This window comes from Aeromonas sp. LsrichE-8G, from assembly GCF_022869435.1.
Classification (GTDB): Bacteria; Pseudomonadota; Gammaproteobacteria; order Enterobacterales; family Aeromonadaceae; genus Aeromonas; species Aeromonas caviae.
The window spans coordinates 1-20705 of record NZ_JALIHH010000070.1; the positions used below are offsets into that span (position 1 = coordinate 1).

The 20705-nt window shown below is 59.5% G+C and carries 15 protein-coding genes and 1 other RNA gene; 12 read left to right on the plus strand and 4 right to left on the minus strand.

Translation table 11 applies throughout. From position 1 onward, the window contains the following. The 8 genes from MUW49_RS12615 to MUW49_RS12650 all read left to right on the plus strand — a co-directional run. The coding region (locus MUW49_RS12615) for a DUF1983 domain-containing protein (protein WP_244812847.1) at positions 1-2442 on the plus strand (2442 nt) is incomplete at its 5' end. Next, positions 2439-2798, plus strand: a complete 360-nt coding sequence (locus tag MUW49_RS12620) for a hypothetical protein (protein ID WP_244812848.1) — start codon at positions 2439-2441, stop codon at positions 2796-2798. The genes MUW49_RS12615 and MUW49_RS12620, both read left to right, overlap by 4 nt. A gap of 8 nt (positions 2799-2806) precedes the next feature. After that, the gene (locus MUW49_RS12625) at positions 2807-3439 is read left to right on the plus strand and encodes a hypothetical protein (protein ID WP_244812849.1); all 633 of its coding nucleotides are present in this window, start codon (positions 2807-2809) and stop codon (positions 3437-3439) included. Between the two features lie 10 nt (positions 3440-3449). Then, positions 3450-3830, plus strand: a complete 381-nt coding sequence (locus tag MUW49_RS12630) for a hypothetical protein (protein ID WP_244812850.1) — start codon at positions 3450-3452, stop codon at positions 3828-3830. Further along, complete coding sequence (locus tag MUW49_RS12635; RefSeq protein ID WP_244812851.1) at positions 3830-4087, plus strand: bacteriocin; 258 nt, start codon at positions 3830-3832, stop codon at positions 4085-4087. The genes MUW49_RS12630 and MUW49_RS12635 overlap by 1 nt, the downstream gene beginning before the upstream one ends. 9 nt (positions 4088-4096) lie before the next feature. Next, entirely contained in the window at positions 4097-5497 is a 1401-nt protein-coding gene (locus tag MUW49_RS12640) for a hypothetical protein (RefSeq protein ID WP_244812852.1), read from the plus strand. A gap of 52 nt (positions 5498-5549) precedes the next feature. Next, the gene (locus MUW49_RS12645; protein WP_244812853.1) at positions 5550-16778 is read left to right on the plus strand and encodes an LPD38 domain-containing protein; all 11229 of its coding nucleotides are present in this window, start codon (positions 5550-5552) and stop codon (positions 16776-16778) included. A gap of 73 nt (positions 16779-16851) precedes the next feature. Further along, entirely contained in the window at positions 16852-17055 is a 204-nt protein-coding gene (locus tag MUW49_RS12650) for a hypothetical protein (protein ID WP_111896606.1), read from the plus strand. 4 nt (positions 17056-17059) lie between these two features. Here MUW49_RS12650 and MUW49_RS12655 read toward each other — a convergent pair whose 3' ends face one another. Beyond that, complete coding sequence (locus MUW49_RS12655) at positions 17060-17407, minus strand: hypothetical protein (RefSeq protein ID WP_210557370.1); 348 nt, start codon at positions 17405-17407, stop codon at positions 17060-17062. Positions 17408-17482: 75 nt separating this feature from the next. Then, entirely contained in the window at positions 17483-17860 is a 378-nt protein-coding gene (locus tag MUW49_RS12660) for an Arc family DNA-binding protein (protein ID WP_244812854.1), read from the minus strand. A 37-nt stretch (positions 17861-17897) separates the two neighbouring features. Here MUW49_RS12660 and MUW49_RS12665 point away from each other — a divergent pair, with 37 nt between their 5' ends. The 4 genes from MUW49_RS12665 (at position 17898) to MUW49_RS21920 (ending at position 19486) form a co-directional block, all read left to right on the plus strand. Beyond that, the gene (locus MUW49_RS12665; protein WP_244812855.1) at positions 17898-18065 is read left to right on the plus strand and encodes an Arc family DNA-binding protein; all 168 of its coding nucleotides are present in this window, start codon (positions 17898-17900) and stop codon (positions 18063-18065) included. Further along, the gene (locus MUW49_RS12670; protein ID WP_202040069.1) at positions 18058-18207 is read left to right on the plus strand and encodes an Arc family DNA-binding protein; all 150 of its coding nucleotides are present in this window, start codon (positions 18058-18060) and stop codon (positions 18205-18207) included. The genes MUW49_RS12665 and MUW49_RS12670 overlap by 8 nt, the downstream gene beginning before the upstream one ends. Further along, on the plus strand, positions 18188-19108 hold the full coding sequence (locus tag MUW49_RS12675) for a phage antirepressor N-terminal domain-containing protein (RefSeq protein WP_244812856.1): 921 nt from the start codon (positions 18188-18190) through the stop codon (positions 19106-19108). Before MUW49_RS12670 ends, MUW49_RS12675 begins: the two co-directional genes overlap by 20 nt. Positions 19109-19363: 255 nt before the next feature. Continuing rightward, positions 19364-19486, plus strand: coding sequence for a hypothetical protein (locus MUW49_RS21920; RefSeq protein ID WP_280520798.1), 123 nt, complete (start codon positions 19364-19366; stop codon positions 19484-19486). A gap of 208 nt (positions 19487-19694) precedes the next feature. Here MUW49_RS21920 and ssrA read toward each other — a convergent pair. Both ssrA and smpB read right to left on the minus strand, forming a co-directional pair. Then, positions 19695-20054: a transfer-messenger RNA gene (ssrA, locus tag MUW49_RS12680) on the minus strand. 122 nt (positions 20055-20176) lie between these two features. Continuing rightward, entirely contained in the window at positions 20177-20665 is a 489-nt protein-coding gene (gene smpB, locus MUW49_RS12685; RefSeq protein ID WP_010673973.1) for an SsrA-binding protein SmpB, read from the minus strand. Between the last annotated feature and the right edge of the window lie 40 nt (positions 20666-20705).

Consider the following 20705-nt stretch of genomic DNA (forward strand, 5'->3'; position numbering starts at 1 on the left):
ACCGCTGATGAGGCTATCTCGAGGCGGGTGTCTGAGGTCGAGGCGCAGTTCGGCAGCGACCTCGAGGATGCGAAAGCGAGGGTTGCGGCCGAGGAGCTGGCTCGGGCAACAAAAGATGAGGCGCTTGCCCAGCAGATCAGCACTGTCGATGCTGCATTCAAGGCCGCCGATACCACTCTGTCTGCGTCACTGTCGGAGTCGAGCATGGCCCTGGCAGATGCCGACAGAGCGCTTGGTGAGCGGATCAGCGCCACTGATGCAAAAGTCGGGGAGAACACTGCCAGCATTACCGAACTGCAGCGCGTGGTGGTCAGCAATGAAGAATCGCTAAGCCAGCGCCAGGACAAACTGGAGTCAGAGGTAGATATCGGCGCCGCCAGTCTGGTCGAAGGCGCCCTGACCGGGGATGAACGTGACCGGGAGAACCGGAAAGCTCGCGGTGTCATTCTCCAACAGCAGAGCACGCTGGCGAATCAGCAGGAGGCGCAGGCCAGGACAGTTGAACAACTGACCGCAGAGTTTGATGCCGAAACGGCAGATCTGAAGGCGCAGATCACCAACGAGCAGTTGGTCAGGGCGACAAAGGATGAGGCTCTATCTCAACAGATCAGCGTTGTTGATGCCGAGTTCAAGGCGGCCAATGCGGATACCAATGCTGCCGTGGCTGCTGAAGTGCGGGCGCGTAGCGATGCTGATAGCGCGCTGGCTGAACAGTTGTCCACGATGGATGCAGAGTTCAAGGGGGCTGAGCAGACCCTGGCTGCCAGCATCGATGAAGTGTCACGGGTAAGCGCCGAGGCAAGCCAGTCCCTTTCTGAGCAGTTGAGTCAGGTGAAAGCCACTGCTGAATCGGCGGGCGCCGCTGCATCCGGCGCTCAGGAAAGCGCGGATCAGGCAAAGCTAGATGCTGCAGAGGCGGCTGGGATTGCCAATGGGAAGGGGAAGGTGATCATTCAGCCGGTTGCCCCAGGCGCCAGCGACCAGCTTGCTCAGAACCTCTGGATTGACACCAGCAACGGCATCAACACCCCGAAGCGATGGGGTGGCTCTGGCTGGATCGCCGTGACCGACAAGGCTGCAATCGACGCAGCGCAGGCCGCCGCCGCAGCGCAGGAGGCTGCGGATCGGGCGAATCAGGGCGTTGCCCAGAACAGTGCGGCCATCAACAACGAAGCGAAGGCGCGGGCTGACGCAGATTCGGCCATGGCCCAGCAGATCCAGCAGGTCACGGCGAACTATCAACAGGGGGATCAGCAACTCGCCGGCCAGATCACGGCGGAGTCGGTCGCCAGGGCAAATGCCGTGCAGTCGCTTGGTAGCCAGATCAACACGGTCTCGGCGGTCGCTGGCAGCAAGAACAAAACCTTTTTCCAAGCCTCTGCTCCCAGCACCGGCATGGGTACCGGTGATCTGTGGTTTGACACAGCCAACAACAACAGGCCGTACCGTTACAGTGGAACTGCTTGGGTTGCCACTGACGACCCGAGGATTGCAGCCAATGCCGCCGCCGTTCAACTCCAGAGCCAAGCTATTGCCGACTTGCAAAATGGGGCCCAGGCCATGTGGACGGCCAAGGCCAGTGCTGGCCAAATCACTGCTGGTATTGGTCTGATAGCCAAATCGGACGGCACCAGCCAGGTCGTGGTGTCTGCCAGTCAGTTTTTTGTGTTCAACCCAAACAGCCCAAACGCCACCGCCCCTGTGTTTGCCATCGACAATGGCCAGACGGTGATCGCCGAAGCCATCATCCGAAAGGCCACCATCCAGATCATCCAGTCAGAGAAGATCACCGCCGATTATGTGAAGGCCGGGGTCAGCATCAGCTCACCGTTGATCAACGGAGGTCAGATCGATATGGGCAATGCCTTTATGGCTGGCGGAGCTGCTGGTTTTGGTAAGGGTGGGCCATACGGGGGGTGGGGGTGGGGTTGGCACACCATCATCTATGCAGATGGCGGGATCTATACCAACCGACTCCATGCCGAGGGCGGCTACGTCAGAAACATGACTATCGGTAACTGCACGATTGATGAGGATTGTGTGGTGCGTGGCACCATCTATGCCAATCGGATTGTCGGTGATATAACCAATATGTTTACCCATAAGGGCGCATTCAGCGTGCCGGCCTACAATCGCGCCAGAAACCTCATACTGGTGCAGGGAGGGATCAGATACCGCAGGCGGATATCAGGGCAAGGTACCATTGGACTGAACATTCATGTGTACCTTAATGGGGCTCTCATTGAGACGCAGACAACAACAGTCAACCTGCCAAACGGTGGTAGCGTTGATATAGCTGTATCAATTCAGCCGTTTATTAAAATTCCGGCCAACACTAGTGCAACGATATCGTTTGCTACAAGCACATCAGGCAACGTTAGTGATCTTGGCCCTGAATACAATGACACCGATCGGGCGGTCTGGCTGATGGCATTGTCATGAGTAAGGCAATTAACAGAATCACAAGCGACACAGGTAATCCCAGGCTACCCGCCGAACTGCAAGACGCCATCCGAAATCGGGTGGCGTTTTTGTTTGTGCGCGGCGCGGATGGCTTTGTGCTGAAACCGGTGGTGGAGCAGGGCATTACCGGGGTCCTGGTGTGGGTTGGATGGGGGGATGGTGGTGCGCCGGAGCGACACCTGCCGGAAGTGAAGCGCCTGGCACGCCTGATTGGGGCACGCTGGCTGCGCTTCCACTCGGCGCGTAAGGGGTGGCTCAAGGTTGCGCCAAGAATGGGATGGGTCCGTCAGCCGGATGATGCTGATGGGCTCTATGTGTTTCAGATCAACTTGTGAGGTGAGCGATGGGCAAGGGTGGCTCTAACGAAATTCAGGAGACGGAAGCCCAGAAGGCCGCGGCCAGTGTGGCCATGGAGCAGTGGCAGCTCTATAAAAACGAGCTGCAGCCGTATGAGGACATCTTCATGGACAAGGTGGATGACCTCAACAACGAGGGGGAGTTCGACAAACTGGCAGGCACGGCAGCGCTTGGCACTGCTCAATCCTTTGGTGAGGCGCGCGCCGGGCTGGCTGACTCCATGGCGGCCAGTGGAGTAGATCCAACCAGCGGCAGGTACCAGGAGACTATGAAAGGTCTTGCAACCGACCAGGCATTGAGCCAGACCGATACCGCCAACCGCGCACAGTCCAGCCAGCAGGACAAGTATGTTGCTGGGCTCAAGGATGTGGTGAGCATTGGCGCAGGGCAGAAGGCTGAATCGCTGGCTGGTTTTGGTGATGTGGCCACAACCAGCTTGAGCAAGGCAACCAGTGATGCACAGAGCTCTTACCAAAGCCAGCAGGCGACGGCTGGTTTGGTTGGTACGTTGGCTGGAGCTGGCACGGCGTATGGGCTGGCCAGCCTGAAAGCGCCGGCTGCAACGGAGATCAAGAAAATCAGCCCGACAGCCAGCGTGCTGCAAGGCAAGGGCTATTAAGGGGTAAACGATGGGATACGCCGCAGATACATATGCACAGATCACTCGCGAGAGCTACCAGGACTGGAAAGACCGCTTCTACCCGAAGCAGAAGGAGCTTATGGAGCTGGCCACCAACGACCAGTTGCTGCAGGAGCAGCTCGGCCGGGTGGATGAGAACAACGCCAACGCCCTGCGTTCTGCCCAGCAGGCTACGGCCAACCGCAATGCGCGGATGGGGGTGAGCACCAGCAGCAATGCCGATGATAACAGCCAGGGGCTGCGCATGGCGCTGATGACGGCAGGCACCGAGAACGGCCTGCGCGAGCAGGAGCAGGCACGCCAGATGGGGGTCTTGACCGGCGCCGATGCCGGCCTGCGTGAGGCAATCAAAACTGGTGGAGGTATGTGATGGGGTACGGCATTTTGGATATTGGCGCCCAGACGCGCCAGCAGGGTATGGCAGGGTTGCGTGATGCGGCCAACAGAGAGTCGGAGATGGAGGCTGCCAACAAGAGTCTCAAGACCGCTCGCAAGGGGCAAACCCTGAGCACCATCGGCACTGGCGCATCGATGGGCGCCATGTTGGGCATGGCGGGTTCACTCGGTGGCCCTCTGGGCGCACTGGCAGGTGCTGGGGTTGGTTTTCTGGCAGACAGCTTGTTTTAAGGAGGCATGATGAGCGTATCGGGATTGGCTGAAGGTTTTCTGGCTGGCTTCAACACCATGGATAACTATCAGCGCGGCCAGAAGGCAGACGAGCGCGCTGAACGTGAAATGAGCCTGCGGGATGCGATGTTCAAGCAGAACACAGCAAATTCAAATCGGGACTTCTCTTTGCGGCAAGCCGAGTTTGACAACCGGGTTGATCAGCAAAAAGTGACGAATGATCAGTGGGGGCAGGAGTTTGATCTCAAACGGAAAGATGCGGATAGCCTGCGGGCTTACCGCAATGCCAACTTGGTGCTCGCTCAGGCTGCGGAGGGGAGGGCCAAACAAGAGAATGACTGGCAGGTAAAGGACAGGGAGAAGCAAGCATACCAACAGGAGAACCTGCCCATCATCCAGTCTGGCTGGCAAGCTGTGGCGGAGGGTAAAGACCCGGGCCAGCAGTTCTGGAACGTGGTGCGGGATCCGCGGGCTGGCTCCTTTAACCCGGAGCGCTACCTGCAGCAGGATTATGCCGAGGCGGGCAAGACCTTTGTCACCCATGCTGGCAATCTGATGCGCCAGGCTCAGGAAGGAAAACTCGACCCGACCACACCCGATGGGCACGCTGCCGTCAATAACCCTGACTTCATCAAGGCGGCCGGCACCCTCTACCAGGATGAAGTCAGTAAAGGGGTCGGCGACATTGACCCTGAGAGCGGCAAGACCATCACCGGCAAGCAGCTGAACAACATCATGATCACCCCGGACGGGCGTGGCGTAGTGTTGGGGGTGGAGGTCACCTATGACGATGGCAGTAAGGCCGTTCGTCCGGTCACCAATAACCGCACCTCGGCGCCTGACGATCAACCCAAGGTGATCCCCATCAACGACTTCCTGAAGCCAGCCTACCAGCGGGCGGCCCTGGCCAAGCACATGATCGGCAATGCCGACCAGCTGCGCGCATCGCTTGGCCTGACGGCAGGCCCGGATCAGGCGGGATACAAGAAGGCTGTTGCTGACCTTGAGAAGCAGCACGGCCAGAACCGTGCCCGGATCTCCTCCAGCAATGCGGAGGATAAAGACCTGCAGCTCGATGCGCTGGATGCCCAGCTTGAAAAGAGCAAGGAGGCGCTGGCTGACACCTACGGCCTGACCACAAAAACGGATGAGCCAAAGCAGGAGGCGCCACTCAAGGCGTGGACCGGGGGCGATCCCGAGCGCCTGCAGTTCGTGAAGGAGGCCAACCAACATGGCAAACTGAGCAGTCTGCTGGATTCCCCGGCCAAGATGAACATGGCCTTTGAGCTTTGGCGCCAGCAGGCGGCCAAACAGCGGCAGACTGAGCAGGCTACCGTCACGGCCAATCGACTCCGTGACACTGAGACCAACGCCTATCAGGCGATGAGCCTGGGCCAGGCTCGCCGATAGTTGCCTTTCACCTACCCCAGCGTTAGCATCTCTCCATCGTCGATCAGTCTGCATGCTGATCGCCCCATCTCAAAAGCCCCAAACGGTTCGCCGCTCGGGGCTTTTCTTTTGCTCGAAATCCGAGGACACCATGGACAAACCTGGACTGCGTGACGCCCTGCCACAACCGCGACAATCTGACACTCGTAATGACCCCTTCTGGAGCTCGCTCGATAGCAGCCTGTCTGCCACAACACCCCAACCATCCGAGCCTGTAGCCAAACGTGATCTTGATGTCGGCCTGGGCGATGTCGCCCGCGGGGTGGGCGCTGGCGCACTTGATCTGGTGGGCGGCATTGGTGAGCTGGCACGGCAGGCAAGCAACTTCGGCAAAGAGAATGCCGGGAAGCAGGTGGGCGACTACCTGGAACAGGCTCGTGCCAATATGGCCAATAAGCTGAGCCCGTTGCTGGATGTGGTCGCAGGTGCAGGCGATCTGGCCGCATCTGGGGCAGAGTCTCTGAATGATGGGATGAGTGCTGACGCCAAGAAGGCACTGGGACGCCGACTGGTCGATGAAACGCCAGAAGGCCGGTTGACCCTGGGGGATGGTGCAGGGGATATCGATGTCTGGGCGATGAAAATGGCGCAGGGCGTTGGCTCTTTGCTACCGACACTCGCCGCTGGCGGGGTGACTGGGGTGGCCGCAAAAGCCTCTATCGGCCGGGCTGTCACTGCATCCATGATCAAGCGTGGCGCGACCCAGGAGGTAGCCGAAGCGGTCGCCGCCAAGGCCGTGTCCAAAATTGCCACCGGCGCCGCCGTCACCACTGGTACGACCGGGTCAGTCGGCAGTGCGGGGGTGAACACTCGTGACACCGTGCTGGGCATGAGCTTTGATGAGCTTTCCCGCAGCGATACCTTCCGCCAGGCATTCACCCGCATCGACCAGGATCAGCAGACGCAACACCTCTCTGATGAGGAAAAGCTGTCGTTGGCCCGGGAGGAGACTGCCAATGTTGCCAGCCGAGCCACCATGAGCGACGCCAAGGTGTGGGGAGCTGCCGCCATGGGCTCCATGATGGGCGACGCCATGCTGTTCAAGATGCTGGCTGGCAAGGCGGCCACCGGTGGAGTGCTGAAAGCGGCAGGCAAGGGGGCGGTAGGTGAGTGGGGTGGTGAAACCCTGGAAGAGGGCGTCCAACAGTACGCCGTCAACGAATCCCTCAACGAGGTGGCCGCCGCTGATATCGACCCGATGAAGGGGGTCATGTCGAGCGCGATCGAGGGCGGCTTGATAGGGATGGGGACAGGTGGTGCGGTAGGTGCTGTCGCTGGGGCGCGAGGCGGTAAGCATGCCAGCCAGGAAGATGGCGTTGGGACCGATCCGGTTGCAGAGCCTTCCGCGCCGGTGACGGAGGGCGCTGCTGGTCCGGCAGTGGATCCGAACTTTGCTTCTGTTCCACTGGAAGAAGGCGAGCAGGCGCCCTCCGCCTCGCAGGCCGAGGGGGAGCTGAATCCGCTCGGCCCCAGCGCCAGCCAGTTTGACGAGCTGCGTGATGTTCCCGCCTATCTGCGTCAAGACGATACCGCCGATCGCTACAAGGGGATGGCGGCTGATAGCGAGGTGCAGCGCGCCTTGGCGGGTGAGTTCGGCCAGACCGTGCAGGAGCTGGTTGCCTCCCAGATGAAGGCTGGCGATCAGGGCAAGAGCCTTTATGAGCGAGCTCAGGCTGGCGAGCTTGGGCTTGACCCGTTCGCAGGCAACAAGAGCGCCCAGCAGGTAGCCATGGAGAACCAGCGCCTAGCCCTGCCGCTCAAGGATGTGATCTTTGCGGGCGATGCCAATGCTAAACCCAAGGGGGAGGCAGTGGCCGCACCTGGGGATCACGATGACCAACAGGCTGGCCCCGGCCCGCAATTCCGAGGTGGTGAGCGTACCCGCTGGCAGAGCGGGCAGGAGGGGGATGTGTTGCCGCCAGAGGCATCTTCCACCAAGCCCGCTGGCGAGCTGCCGGGCGCGGTGATTGAGGGTGAGGCCCGCGAGGTGGGTAACGAGTTGCCGCACCGCAATGTGGTCTATGGCAATGACTTGCGCGCCGAGCAGCAACGGGCCGCCGATCTGGCCCGCCGTGAGCGCGAGCTGAACAACCAGCCCCTGCAGATCGGTCAGTCAGAGACCCTCTTTGCCGGGGGCACACCGGGCGCTGACCCGCGCAATAGCGCCTATACCCCGCCCAGGCTGTCACGGGATCAGGTCGATACCAGCATGGGCGAGCAGTCCACCCGCGATCCGCGCAGCCCGGTGGCGCAGTCCATCGAGCAGGCAGGCAGCGCCACAGATTCGGTGTTTAGCCCGCTCAAGTCGTTGCGCATCACCCGCAAGGGCAAGCCGTTCGCAACCGAGAAAGAGGCTGCCATGGCCAGCCGCAAGACTGAAACGCCTATTGCACTGCCGGCCGGTGGCTTTGGTGTGGTGGATAAGGCAGAACTGGAGCGGGTGCAAGCCAGTCAAGCACCGGCGCAAGCCGAGGCCAGCCAAGTCAAGCACGACAGCAATGAAGCACCAGGCAGTGATGTTGGTAATGGCTTTAAGACTGGCCCATACAAGGGTGAAAAGTATCGAGTTACCACTACAAACACTGCAGGGGCGGAGAACGGGACTCCGATTTTAGAAAAGCGCCTGCCAAGTGGTTCGGCAGCCACCTTCTATGTTGGGAAGGATGGGAACCTCTTGGATGCGGATAACGTGGTCTTTAACGACCAAAGCAGTAAGGAGAGGGTTTGGAGACCTTCCTCTAAAGAACAAACAGCAGAGGCTGCTTCCATTCTAGATGAAATGGGAAAGCTGGAACTCAATGACCCAAAACGCGCAGAGCTTAAAGCAAAACTAAAGGCCCTGGTATTAGGTGAAACCACAAGCACAATTAAACCATCAATGCAGGCCGAGGCCAGCCAACTAGCACCTGCTATCGATACTGGATACCGCGAGGTGATCCCCGTCAACCAACCACAGGCAGAGGTGAGCAATGAGCCAGTTACCCCAGTACCTGCAATCGGCCGTGAACGACAAGGCGATCAGCCTAGCGCAGGCGAAACGGCTGCAGCAGGCGCTGGACCAGCCATTGCCGGACTCGCCGACCGAGCTGGATCCGGATATCCGGCAGACAACACTCCTGCTTCACCTGTACCTAATGGACAGCAGCAAGATGACCAAGCACTGACAGCCCCGGCCCCTGATGCCGGGGCTGCTGTTTCTGGCCGTATTGGCGAGGAAGAGCTGCGAGATCGCGACCTGCTAAAAGAGCATGGCGGGCACTGGAAGTATCGTTCTGCAGTAGGCGCAGGCTGGTTTACTGCCAACACCAAGGAGGCCGCCATTGAGCGTGCCGAGGAGGCATACCGCAAGGCAGTATCCAAAGGCGAGCCAGTGCCCACCAGGGATGAGCGGTTCGCACAGGCAGACGCAGAGCTGTTTAGTGAAATGGATCGCCGCTACGGAAAGATGTCAACTCCCGAGCTTGAAGCAGAGTACCAGCGACTTGGTGGCGAGGTTGGCGATCTGCAAAAATCAGGCTCTGGCGAGTTCAACGGCAATGGCGGCCGCCGCACTGGGGCTGCTGTATCCAATGAAGGTGCTCGCCAGGTTGGTGAGGAACGCTTGCGCCTTGGCGTTTACATGAAGATGCGCCGCGACCGCGATACCGCGGGGTCGGGAGCCAAGTCGCAGCAGATCGAGCCAGCCAACGACTGGCGCGGCGCCAAGAGCGCAACGGATTACCACGCCGCGAAGCGTCGCCTGTTCTCTGGCGAGATGGAGTTTTCTGAATTTCAAGCGATGAGCCGTTCCGCTCTGGATAACGCCCCCTCCCTGCGGGCTGAGCTGGAAAAGAAAACCAAGCAGGATTTGCTTGATCAGATGAGCCGCTTCAATGCTGCCCGCTACAAAAATGACAAAAAGGCCGTCGTGGTCGAGGCCGCATACAACCAGCTGATCGGTGATCTGCGCTGGGCTGCCAATGGTGATGGCAATACCATCAGCGAGACCTATGCCATCGGCGGCGCCAGACAGAGTATCGAAGAGCGAGTAGCCAAGGCGCTGGATGGCCTAACCCCTGAGCGGTATCAGCAGTTCGTCAACAAGCAGCGGGCGGACGTGGCCAAGCGCGATGCCGAGTTGGCCGCCACCAAGGAGGCGCTGCGCGACCCGCAGACCCTTGAGCAGTTCAAGACCTTCCTGAAATACCGCTCGCTGGACAAGCTGACCCCTGAGCAGCGCGCCCGCTATGAGGATTTGATCGCCGCCAGCAATCTGGACAAGCGGGATCAGGCCAACGAGGTGAAGGCTGCCACCGCCGTGACCCCGACCGCCAGCGGCGACATTATCAAAACCAAGCACACCAAGAGCGGGGAAGACCTCTTTGTGGTGCAAATGGGCGACCGGGTTGACCGCGACACCTATAACCAGATCAACGCGCACGCCAAAAAGCTGGGCGGCTGGTATTCCTCTTACAAGGTCGGTGGCGCCGTGCCGGGCTTTCAGTTCAAGGATGAGGCCAAGGCCACCGAGTTTCGTGGTTGGTTGACCGGTCAGGGGGCTGCCAGTGCAGCCCCGTCTGCCGAGGCAGCCCCCACCGAGGTAACCGACCCCGACCAAGACAACAGCAAGAGCAAGCAGGTCGAGACCCTGCGCACCCGTGCCAAGACATTGCGTGACAAGGCCACCGCCGCACTCAATGCCGAGCGCAAGGAGAACACCAACAAGCGCATGACCGAGGCCGCCAACGCCCGCGCCAATGCTGAAAGTGAGTTGCACTTTGCCGGGTTGCTCGATGCCATTGCCGATGGGATTGAGTCTGGCGAGGTGACTTACCTGCGCAACCTGGCTAACGGCACCCAGTTGACCGAGCTAAACCACGCGCTAAGCCGCAGCTTGTGGAATTTGCCGCCAGCTCGCCGCGAGGCGCTGACCAGTCAGGGGATGATTGAGCGCACCGAGGATGGCCGGGAACGTTGGTCTGCCAAGGCCACCCCGGAGATGATGGCAGAAGGGGCGCAAATGCCCGGCATGGATTACTTCGCCCGCAACCTCAAAGATGTGGCAACCAAGATGCAAGGGGCAAGCGGCTTCAAGCAGGCCGGGGCCAAGATCATGGCGCTGGTCAATGCGGCGATCAATCGTGACAGCAAGACGGTTTCCATTACCGATCCTGAGCTTATCGCCAAACTCAAAGCCTACACCAGCGGGGTCAGCGACTACGACGCCAAGGCGGTCAAGGAGCAGATTGGCGGCTACAGCCGCCTGGAGCGAATGGGCATTACCAATCATACCGAGTTGCGCGCCGCCCTGCGTGAGCTGGCCCGCCTGCAAGCCGGGTTGAAAAAGCAGGCCGTGCCGCGCGACCCCTTGGCCGAGAAGATGGTCGCGCTCAAGCGCAAGCTGGTCGGTAACCGTAATGCCTTTATCGACTTCTTCCCGACCCCTGAAAGTCACGCCGCCGATCTGGTGGCGCTGGCCGGGATTGAGCCGGGCATGACGGTGCTGGAGCCGTCCGCCGGACATGGCATGTTGGCCGAGGCGGCGCGCGCTGCCGGGGCCAAGGTCGATGCGGTGGAGCTGGCTGGCGACCTGCGCGAGATATTGCAGGCGAAAGGGTTTGGTCTGGTGGGTAGCGACTTTATGGCCACCACCCCGGCCCAGTCTTATGACGCCGTGGTGATGAACCCGCCATTCTCCAATGACATGGATGTTGACCATGTGCGCCATGCTTATGACCACCTCAAGCCGGGCGGGCGATTGGTGGCCATTGTGTCCGCCACCGCCGGGGATCGCCAAAACAACAAGAACAAAGCCTTCCGTGAGTGGTTTGACGGGCTGGGAGGCAGTGAGCAGGCGATGCCGGAGGGGTCATTCAAGGCGTCGCTCAACCCCACCGATGTACGCACCAAGATATTTGTCATCGACAAGCCCGCCAATGAGGCCAAGCCGCTGCCGTCACCAGAGGGTAAGCGGGTGACGGTCGCCACCCCCAAGGGGCAGAGCGTCGAGGTGCAATACCGGGTGATGGAGGCTGCCGATCTGGTGGCGTCTCACGACTTTGAGGGCAATCTCAACCACGACTACCCGCAGCAATTGCAGCCGCGCGACCGCAGCAAGCAAACCTATCGGGTACAGGTGGGGCAGATCGCCGCCGCGCCGGACGGGGCACGCCTGGCCGCCAGCCCGGAGACCGACCGGGGCGCGCCGATTGTGCGTGACGGCATTGTCGAGAGTGGAAACGGTCGCTCTATCGGGCTGAGGCAGGCTTACCAGCGCGGTGACGCCGACGCTTACCGCCGCTACATCGAGGCCAATGCGGCCGACTTCGGGATCGACCCGGCCGTGATCGGCGCCATGAAGCAGCCCGTACTGGTGCGCGAGCGGATCACCACCATGACCGACGACCAACTGCGTGACTTCGTGGTGGACTCCAACACCGACGCCAAGATGGCGAACAGTGCCGCCGAGGATGCCGGCGCCGACGCGGGCAAGCTGACCGACGACATGCTGGATCTGCTCAACATCCCTGAGGGGGGCGACGTACTGGCGAGCCAGAACAACCGATTCCTCCAGGCGTTCCTGTCTGCCATCGGCGAGAACCAGAGCAACAGCTATGTGAGCCGGGACGGGCAGTGGAATGATGCCTACCGCAAGCGGGTGACGGCGGCCATCTTCGCCTACGGCTACGACAACCAGCGGCTGCTGGATGCGGCCACCGGCGAAGTGGACGCGGACGGCCGTAACATCACTACCGCCCTGATCAACAACGCCGTGGGCATGGCCAAGTTGCGCCAGCACTCGCCGGAGCGGGCCAAGGTTATCTCCAACTACCTCGCCGAGGCAGTGGAGAGCATCGCCCGCGCCAAGCGCAGCGGGCAGTCCCTGCAAGAAATGGCCGCTCAGTCTGATATGCTGGGAGGCGACACCAGCCCAGAGGGCAGCCTGCTGGCCCAGGCCATCGCGGCCAGCGCCCGCAGTGCCAAGGCGATCACCGGCATGGTTGGCGACATCCTGACTATGCTCAACAAGACCACTTCCGCCGACATGTTCGGCGCGGCGGTGGACCCTGCAACCCCGGAGACAGCGATCAATGAAACCCTCAAGGCCATCAGCGCCTACAACCAGCAAAAAGCCAGCCAACCCAAGCCCGGCGGCGATCTTTTTGGCCTCGCCGGAGCACGGAATAACCACGGCGCAGCGCCAAGCGTTCCGCGATCTGGTGACGCAAGCGCAGCAAAAGGCGCAGGAGGAGTAACTGAGGGGCGCCTCGAGCTGGACGGGGTAAGTATCCGTATTCCAACCATCGACGAGGAGCAGCAACGCCTCTACAACCAAGCCACCCACCGGGGCCAGGGCGTGAACTTTGCCAGCGGCATCAGAACCGGCGTGGGGCGGATCCTCAATGACCTGAAGGATGCCGGCCTACTGGACACGGCAGAGCAGAGGGCGGCCGCCGAGGCTGAGGTGCAAGCCTGGGCCAATGAGGAGGCCATCAACGCCCGCAAGCTGATGCGCGACGGCATCAAAAACCCGAGCTGGGCGATCACCGGCCGTTCTGGTCGCAAGGCTCAGAGCAGCGCCGCCCAGGACGCCGAGAACCGCCGCCAAGCCGCCCACCACAAAGACCAGTCAGACCGCATCACGGCCCTGCGCGGAGAGCTGAAGAAGCTGCGCCCGAAGGAGGTGATCGGGAAAGAGTCGTTCAACTACGCATGGGGCAAGGCCAAAGGCATGATCGCCGACTACGCCAGCGCCCAGAGCAACGGGCAGCCCAATCTGCTGGCCAGTCTGCGCAAGAGCATGAATGCCGAGCTGGCCCGCTACCTGCAATCCATGGGCAAGATCGACGCACCCAACTTCATCAAGACCCTGAAGGAGCAGGATCAGCGCCTGAAGGCCGCCGGCCATGACGGCTTGGTGGCCATCGTGGGTGCGCGCTCCAACCCTGGCAAGATTATCAGCGATGCCATTAATGGACGGATCCGTTTCTCCAAACAGGCCATGGCGCAGGGCGAGAAACCAGCCAAGCACCTGACCCGCAAAGAGGCGGAGCTGGTAACAAAGGAGTGGTTCAAGCAGTACCGGGGCGCCAGTGGCATTGATGTGCAGATCCACGCCACCCAGGCAGAGCTGGAGAAGGCGCTGGGGCTGGCGGCACAAGATGGCCTGATCCGCCGCGCCGCCTTTGATGATGACAGCGGCACCCTGCATGTGGCCGCCGACACCATCGCCAACCCCAAGCGAATGCGCGAGATCCTGCGCCATGAAGTGCTGACCCACTATGGCCTGGCAAACGTCCTGGGTGACGGGGAATATACCAAGCTGATGAGCCGCCTCATCGCGTCCCAGAAGGACCCCAGCATGAAGCCGGTGTGGGACTGGGTAAACACCCATTACGCCGACGAGGACATCGGCACCAAAGCCGAGGAAGTGGTGGCTCATCTGGCGGAATTGGAGCAGGGGGCCTGGGGCCGTGGCTGGGATCGGGTCGTGGCCTGGGTCACCCGGGCGCTGCGTGCGGTCGGCTTTGTACCTGATGGCATTACCGCCGCGGAGACGCGTTCCCTGATCGAGGGGCTGGGCAAGAAGTTGCAGCGTAGCGGCCCAGACGACAGCGGGCCGGATGGCGGGAAGAAGTTCAGCCAGGAAGCCGAGCGGCCAGCCCAGAAAGGCGGTATCAAGATGAGCCAGGCCAGTACCGCAGCTGATGCGGCCATGGAGAAGCTCAACCTGGGCCCCAAGCCCGACATCATCGACAAGACCAAGGCCAGCCTGAACAAGCTCCGTCAAGTTGACCGAGGCGTGGTCAGCTCATGGATCGATCGCGTCATCAAGAAAGCCAACACCGAGGTGCTCGACGCGCTGGCCCCCATCAAATACGCCGAGGAGGCTGCCGGCATTACTGATGCCGCAGACTCCGGTTATGTGGCGGCACGGATGGCGACGGGGGCCGCCTCCACCATGCAGGCGACCATGCTCTATGGTCTGCCGGAGTGGAATGACGGGGTGATCCAGCGCAAGGCGGGTACCGGCGAGAAAGACGCGCTGCTGGGCATCTTTGCCGACCTGGGAGCTGATCTGCACAACTGGCTTGGCTGGATGGCTGGTCACCGGGCGGAACTGCTGATGGCGCAGGGCAGAGAGAACCTGCTCGATGCCAATGACATTGCGGCGCTCAAGGGGCAAGGCAAGGGCAAGGAGGCCAAATTCCTTGATGCCAAAGCCCGCTGGAACCGCCTCAATGCCGCAACCCTGGACCTGGCACAAGAAGCTGGGCTCTTCACCAAAGAGGCGCGGGCCGAGTTTGAAAGCGAATGGTACATCCCGTTCTTCCGTGAATCAGATGACGGCGACGTGATCGCCCCCTTCAAGACGAAGGGCATTGCCAACCAGAACTCCGGCATCAAGAAGCTCAAGGGCGGGGAGGCCAACACCAACGACCTGCTCGAGAACATCTTCACCTCCACCTCCAAGCTGATCGACGCGTCCATGAAGAACATGGCGGCCCAGAAGACGGTTTGGAACCTGGCGGATACCGGCATCATCGAGGTCATTCCGAAGCCAAACAAGATGGATTACCAGGCCCTTGCCAATGGCAAAGACAGGATCATGGTCAAGCTGGAGGGGGAGGACTACATGATCCGGGTTGAGGATCCGGACCTCTATCGCGCTATGACCTTCTTCGACCGCAAGCCGTTCGGCGCCATGGTCAATGTGGCGGCCAAGGCCAAGCGCCTGCTTACTGCTGGGGTCACTGCATCTCCCGAATTCATGCTGCGCAACTTCCTGCGCGACTCACTCTCCAGCTGGGCGATCAGCAAAGACGGCTTCAGGCCGGTGATCGACTCCATCAAGGGGGTGAAAAAGACCCTGGCGATGGACGGCAGTACCATTGATGTGATGTTCAGCGGAGCCTCCTTCCTGGGCGGCTACGTGAATGGCAATGACCCAGAGGCGATGGCCGATACCGTGCGTAAGTCGCTGCGACGCAAGGGGATGACGCCCGAGCAAATCGCCCGCTACGAAAAGAGCATTATCCGCAACGCCGCTCAGGCAAAGGGCGTGGTTGCCAATGTGTGGGAGAAGTACAACCGCTATGGCGAGGCTTTCGAGAATGCCAACCGCGAGGCGGTCTATGCCGCAGCCATCAAGGCTGGCAAGAGCCACGCCCAGGCGGCGTTCGAGTCGAAGGACCTGATGGATTTCTCCATGCTGGGTGCCTCACGCACCATGCAGGTCATGACCCAACTGCTGCCGTTCTTCAATGCCCGGGTGCAAGGTCTAGGCAAGCTGACCCGCGAACTGCGAGACAACCCGCGCGCCATCGCCAAACGTGCAGGCATGATCACGGCTGCGAGCCTGGCTCTGCTGGCCGCCAACTGGGACGATGAGCGATACGAAGAGCTGCCGGATTGGGACAAGGATGCCAACTGGCACTTCTTTGTCGGCGATCAGCACTTCCGGATCCCCAAGCCGTTCGAGATTGGGGTGTTGTTCGGCACCATCCCGGAGCGCATGGTGCGCGCCATGGGCGGGAAGGACACTGGCGCGCAACTCGGCAAGGCGATAGCCAGGGCGGTCGGTGAAACGTTCGCGCTCAACCCCACGCCGCAGATCGTCAAGCCGTTGGTGGAATCCTACTTCAACTACGATGCCTTCCGTGGCATCCCCATCGAGAACGCGCAGGACCTCGCAGTGCAGGCGGAGGCTCGCTACAACGAGCAGACCAGTCTGATGATGCGTGAGCTTGGCGAAACCCTGGGTATGTCACCCAAAAAGCTGGAGCACCTGCTGATCGGCTACACGGGCACCATGGGCAGCTATGTGATGGCTGCCGCTGACGGGCTTATCCGGGCTTCGCGCCCTGGTGAGTCAGCAAGCTGGCGCGCCGACGAGATCCCGCTTGTGAAAGCGGTGTATCGCGGCACTGGCCCTGCAAAGTCCACCCAGCACATGGAGGAGTTCTACCGGATGCTGAACGAGGTGAATCAGCTCAAACGCACCGTTGACCAGTACCGCAGCGAAGGGCTGACCGACAAGGCAAACGAGCTACTGGAAGAGCAGGGCGGGATCCTGAAGTCGCGCCGCAGCCTGAGCCGCACTCAGCAGCAGGTCCGGGTGGTGCGCAACAAGATCGAGCTGATCCAGCGCGACCGCAAAATGACAGCAGAAGAGAAGCGCCGGCGCATCGATGAGATGCTGGCCCGCCGTAATGACCTAGTGTATCAGGCGGTAAACAAGAACAAGGCGAACTGGGAGTAAGGGGGAATGGCGGCCCTGGCTGAGCCTCCGTGATAGGGGTAATCTGGGGCCTTTATCGCAGAGGGCCCTGACCATGTGGATACTGTTTGCTCTGATAATGATGGTGGTGGCGCTGAAAGCGTTCAGTTTCAGCTTCACCCTGGCACTTATTCCTTTTGCAGCAGGATGCTGGTGTTTCAGCAAATCCAGCCGGAGCGATCTGGATGACTTTATGGCATTCAGCTTTTTTATTGCTCTGGTTGGATTTGCATTGAATGTGTTGATATCAGTTTGGTGAATGGCTAGTAGCAGCCATATTCGTTACAGGTCTGACTGAAAGCATTCCCATCACTGTCGATGCCATTCGTGATAGTTGAATTGCCGATCCTCGTTGAGGTGCTGTTCCAGGAATTACCATCTGCATCACGACCGTTGGTGAACGTACTACTGCCAATACGCTGACTTTCTTGGCTCCAGCGTGAACCGGTTCTGGAGTTGTGACCGTTAACATATGTGGTATCCCCCAAACGCTGCACATCGTAGGTGTTTCCTTGGTCGTCATAGCAGGTTTTCAGACTGCCAGAACCAATACATTCAGCGTTGGCTACGGTGGAAACCACCAACAAGGCCGCGAAAATTGCATTGCGCATCAAGACTCTCCTTTTCCTATCAGCAAAATTCAATTCTGAATCGTTTGAGCCTACACGTCAGCGACCAAGATCACATCAGCTCTTCTTGTTTTTCATTTCCTGCCTGATGTAGTCCAGCACTTCCTGTATTTCCTCGCGCCGAACGTAAGGGGTATAGCGAGGATCATCCTTGTCAATCTCGTGAGGTGTGAGGACAGTTCCGGGTGGCAGTGTACCAGCGATAACGTTGTTAATGTCACCCCCGCCTGTTACTGACAGGTAACCGGCAGCCGTCATTGCGGCCCGCAGGTGGTGTGCTATTTCGCTATTCACCGAACGGTTGTGTTGTTCTGAAGACAGCTTGATTGCCGCGTGTAGGTCATCGTCAATCCTCAGCTTGAACTGGGGCATAATTTGGGCCTCAAAAAACTTTTCAAAAACTTTTTGACATACAACCACAATGGTCCATATCATTCAATGGAACCAAAACGGTTCTATTGGAGAGTGCCCAGTGAAAGTGACCAGAGAAACCAAGCAGACCAAGTTCCGCATCCCGGAAGAGGTGCTCACTTACCTGAAAGAGCAGGCGGAGAAAAATTTCCGCTCGGTGAATGCCGAGCTGATGGCGCGACTGGTTCGCACCATGGAGCAGGACAGCGCAGGGGGTAACAATGCGTGATTGGGACAAGTTTATGGTGCGGCTGCCGCCCGGCTTTCGCGATCAGATCAAGGTGCTAGCAAAAGAGAATGGCCGCTCGATGAATGCCGAGATTGTGCAGCGCTTGAAGGAGGTGCTGAAAAATGAAGGGAAGCTGGCCTGATGCCAGAAAGAATTCGGCCAAAGCGGCTGCAACCGCCAAGGCCGAGGATGTAAACCAAAACCACTACGTTAAGGACTACGGTATGACTATACAACAACAGTATCAGCAAACCAAAGTTATTGGCAGGGCCGCGAATCAGTCCATGGTCGTGCCGTTCCATGGCGACAACCTCTATCTGGTCGAGCACGATGGCGACCCCTATGTACCGATGAAGCCAGTGGTTGAGGGGATGGGGCTGGACTGGAAAACCCAGCACCGCAAAATGACAGCAAAGTTCAAAGGTATGGTCGAAATGACCATACCTTCAGCCGGTGGCAATCAGACAATGACTTGCCTTCCACTCCGCAAGCTTCCTGCCTGGCTCTACTCGGTTCAGCCTGGCAAGGTCTCCCCCGAGATCCGCGAGAAGGTGGTGGCCTATCAGGAAGAGTGCGACGAAGTGCTGTGGCAATACTGGACCACCGGTAAGGCCGATCGCCAATCCGTCAGGAAGGCTGCCAAGTCCTACTTGCCGGAATACCGTCAGGCACGGGCGATCAAGATGACCGCAGATGCCATTACGGTGGCGCTCTCGGTCATGCCAAACCTGAGCCAGGAGGCAAGGCAAACTGCGATGGCGACGGCCGTCAACACGGTGGTTGGTGACAACATCCTTCCTCTTCCGGTGCTGACTGAGCGTTACTACACCGCCGGAGAAGTGGGTGAGCGGTTTGGTATCAGCGCCAACAAGGTGGGGCGCATCGCCAACGAGCACAACCTGAAAACCGAGCAATACGGCAAGGTGTTTCTCGACAAATCGCCCAACTCGCCCAAGCAGGTGGAGTCATTCCGCTACAACGATGCAGGCATGAAGGCCATTGGCGAGATCATCACTGCGCTGGAAGTTGGGGGTGCTGCATGAGCGCCGCCCAACTGCAAGTTGAGTTGAATGCACTGTTGGGGGAGTTGGAGGTTATCGACCTCTGCCCTGAGGAGCGCAGGGCGCTTGTTGACAGGATCCAGCGCATGATGCCTGACAGGGCTGAATGAAACTGATGGGGCTGCGGCCCCATTTTCAATACCCAAATCAGTCCGAAAATGATAAATTCAAGAAGTGTACTGTATGGGTATACAGTGTTTCACAGTCGAGAGACTGGGAGAGCAAGGGGGAAATCGGATGGAATCACTACTAAGCGAACTGGAAGAGTTTGTTGAGACGCTGGACCTGGCGCCTGAGGAGGAGAGAAAGATCGCGAGCATTCTGGAAAAACTACGCGATGAAGCCACCGCGTCAGCGTGACGCGGAAGGATTCGGATTGGCCCGCCACTGTGCGGGCTTTTCTATGCCTGGATAGCAGAAAAGAAAAAAGCCTGCATTTCTGCAGGCTTTCTTGCTCTTGGATCACCAGTGGATCATTTCGATTCCAGTTTTGGTCCAGTCACTGTCGCTATGTTTTTGCTAAGTGGCTGTTTTTTCTGGGTTTGTCCTGTCGGTGTCCTAGTTAAATTGGTGGAGCTGGGGGGATTTGAACCCCCGTCCAAAATTACTACATCCTCGGTACTACATGCTTAGTCACTCTTTACATTCGCCAACACGCTGCGGAGAGACACGCCACGCATTGACTAGCTCGATTGGTTTTAATGCTTCCGCCCCGAGCAGGACTTCCACACGATCCTGTGAAGGATGACCTTCCATTTCCCTAGGACACAGGCAAGCTAGGGGAGAAGGGCTCAGCGCAGGTTATTAAGCTGCGAGTGCGTAGTTTTCGTCGTTTGCGACTATTTTTTTGCGGTTTATTAACGAGGCCTACCGCACCTCGGCATGCACCTTGGGTTTCGTGAATCTTGTCGAATCCAGAATCAGCCCCAAGTTGTCAAAAGGGATTGTACGCAAAAATCCTGTCATGGCAAGGCGTTGATGGCAATCGACCGGCCTTGGCCGGTCGATTGCTGGTTTATTGGTCGCCGCATGGGGGCCGGCGGCGCACAATCAACCGCGGTGCTTGTTCTTCATGATGCGGGCCTTCTCACGGTCCCATTCCCGGGCCTTGGTGTCTTCCCGCTTGTCGTGCTCCTTCTTGCCTTTCACCAGGCCGATCTCGACCTTGACCCAGCACGCTTTCCAGTAGAGGGCCAGCGGCACTATGGTGTAGCCCTGACGAGCGGTCAGGCTCTCGAGCTTGTCGAGTTCACGGCGACTGAGCAGCAATTTGCGGGTACGGGTCGGATCGCACACCACGTGGCTGGAGGCGGCGTTCAGCGGCAGGAAGCTGGAGCCGAACAGGAAGGCTTCTCCCTGCATGAAGATGACATAGGCTTCGCTGATGTTGGCCTTGCCCGCCCGCAGGGACTTCACTTCCCACCCTTGCAGGGACAGGCCGGCTTCCACGCGCTCTTCGATGAAGTACTCGTGACGGGCGGTTCTGTTGAGTGCAATGGTGCTGGACCCGGCTTTGTTTTTACTGTTCTTTTTGCTCATGACGGGGGCCTTAGGCAATGTTTAGGAAGGCGCATTATAC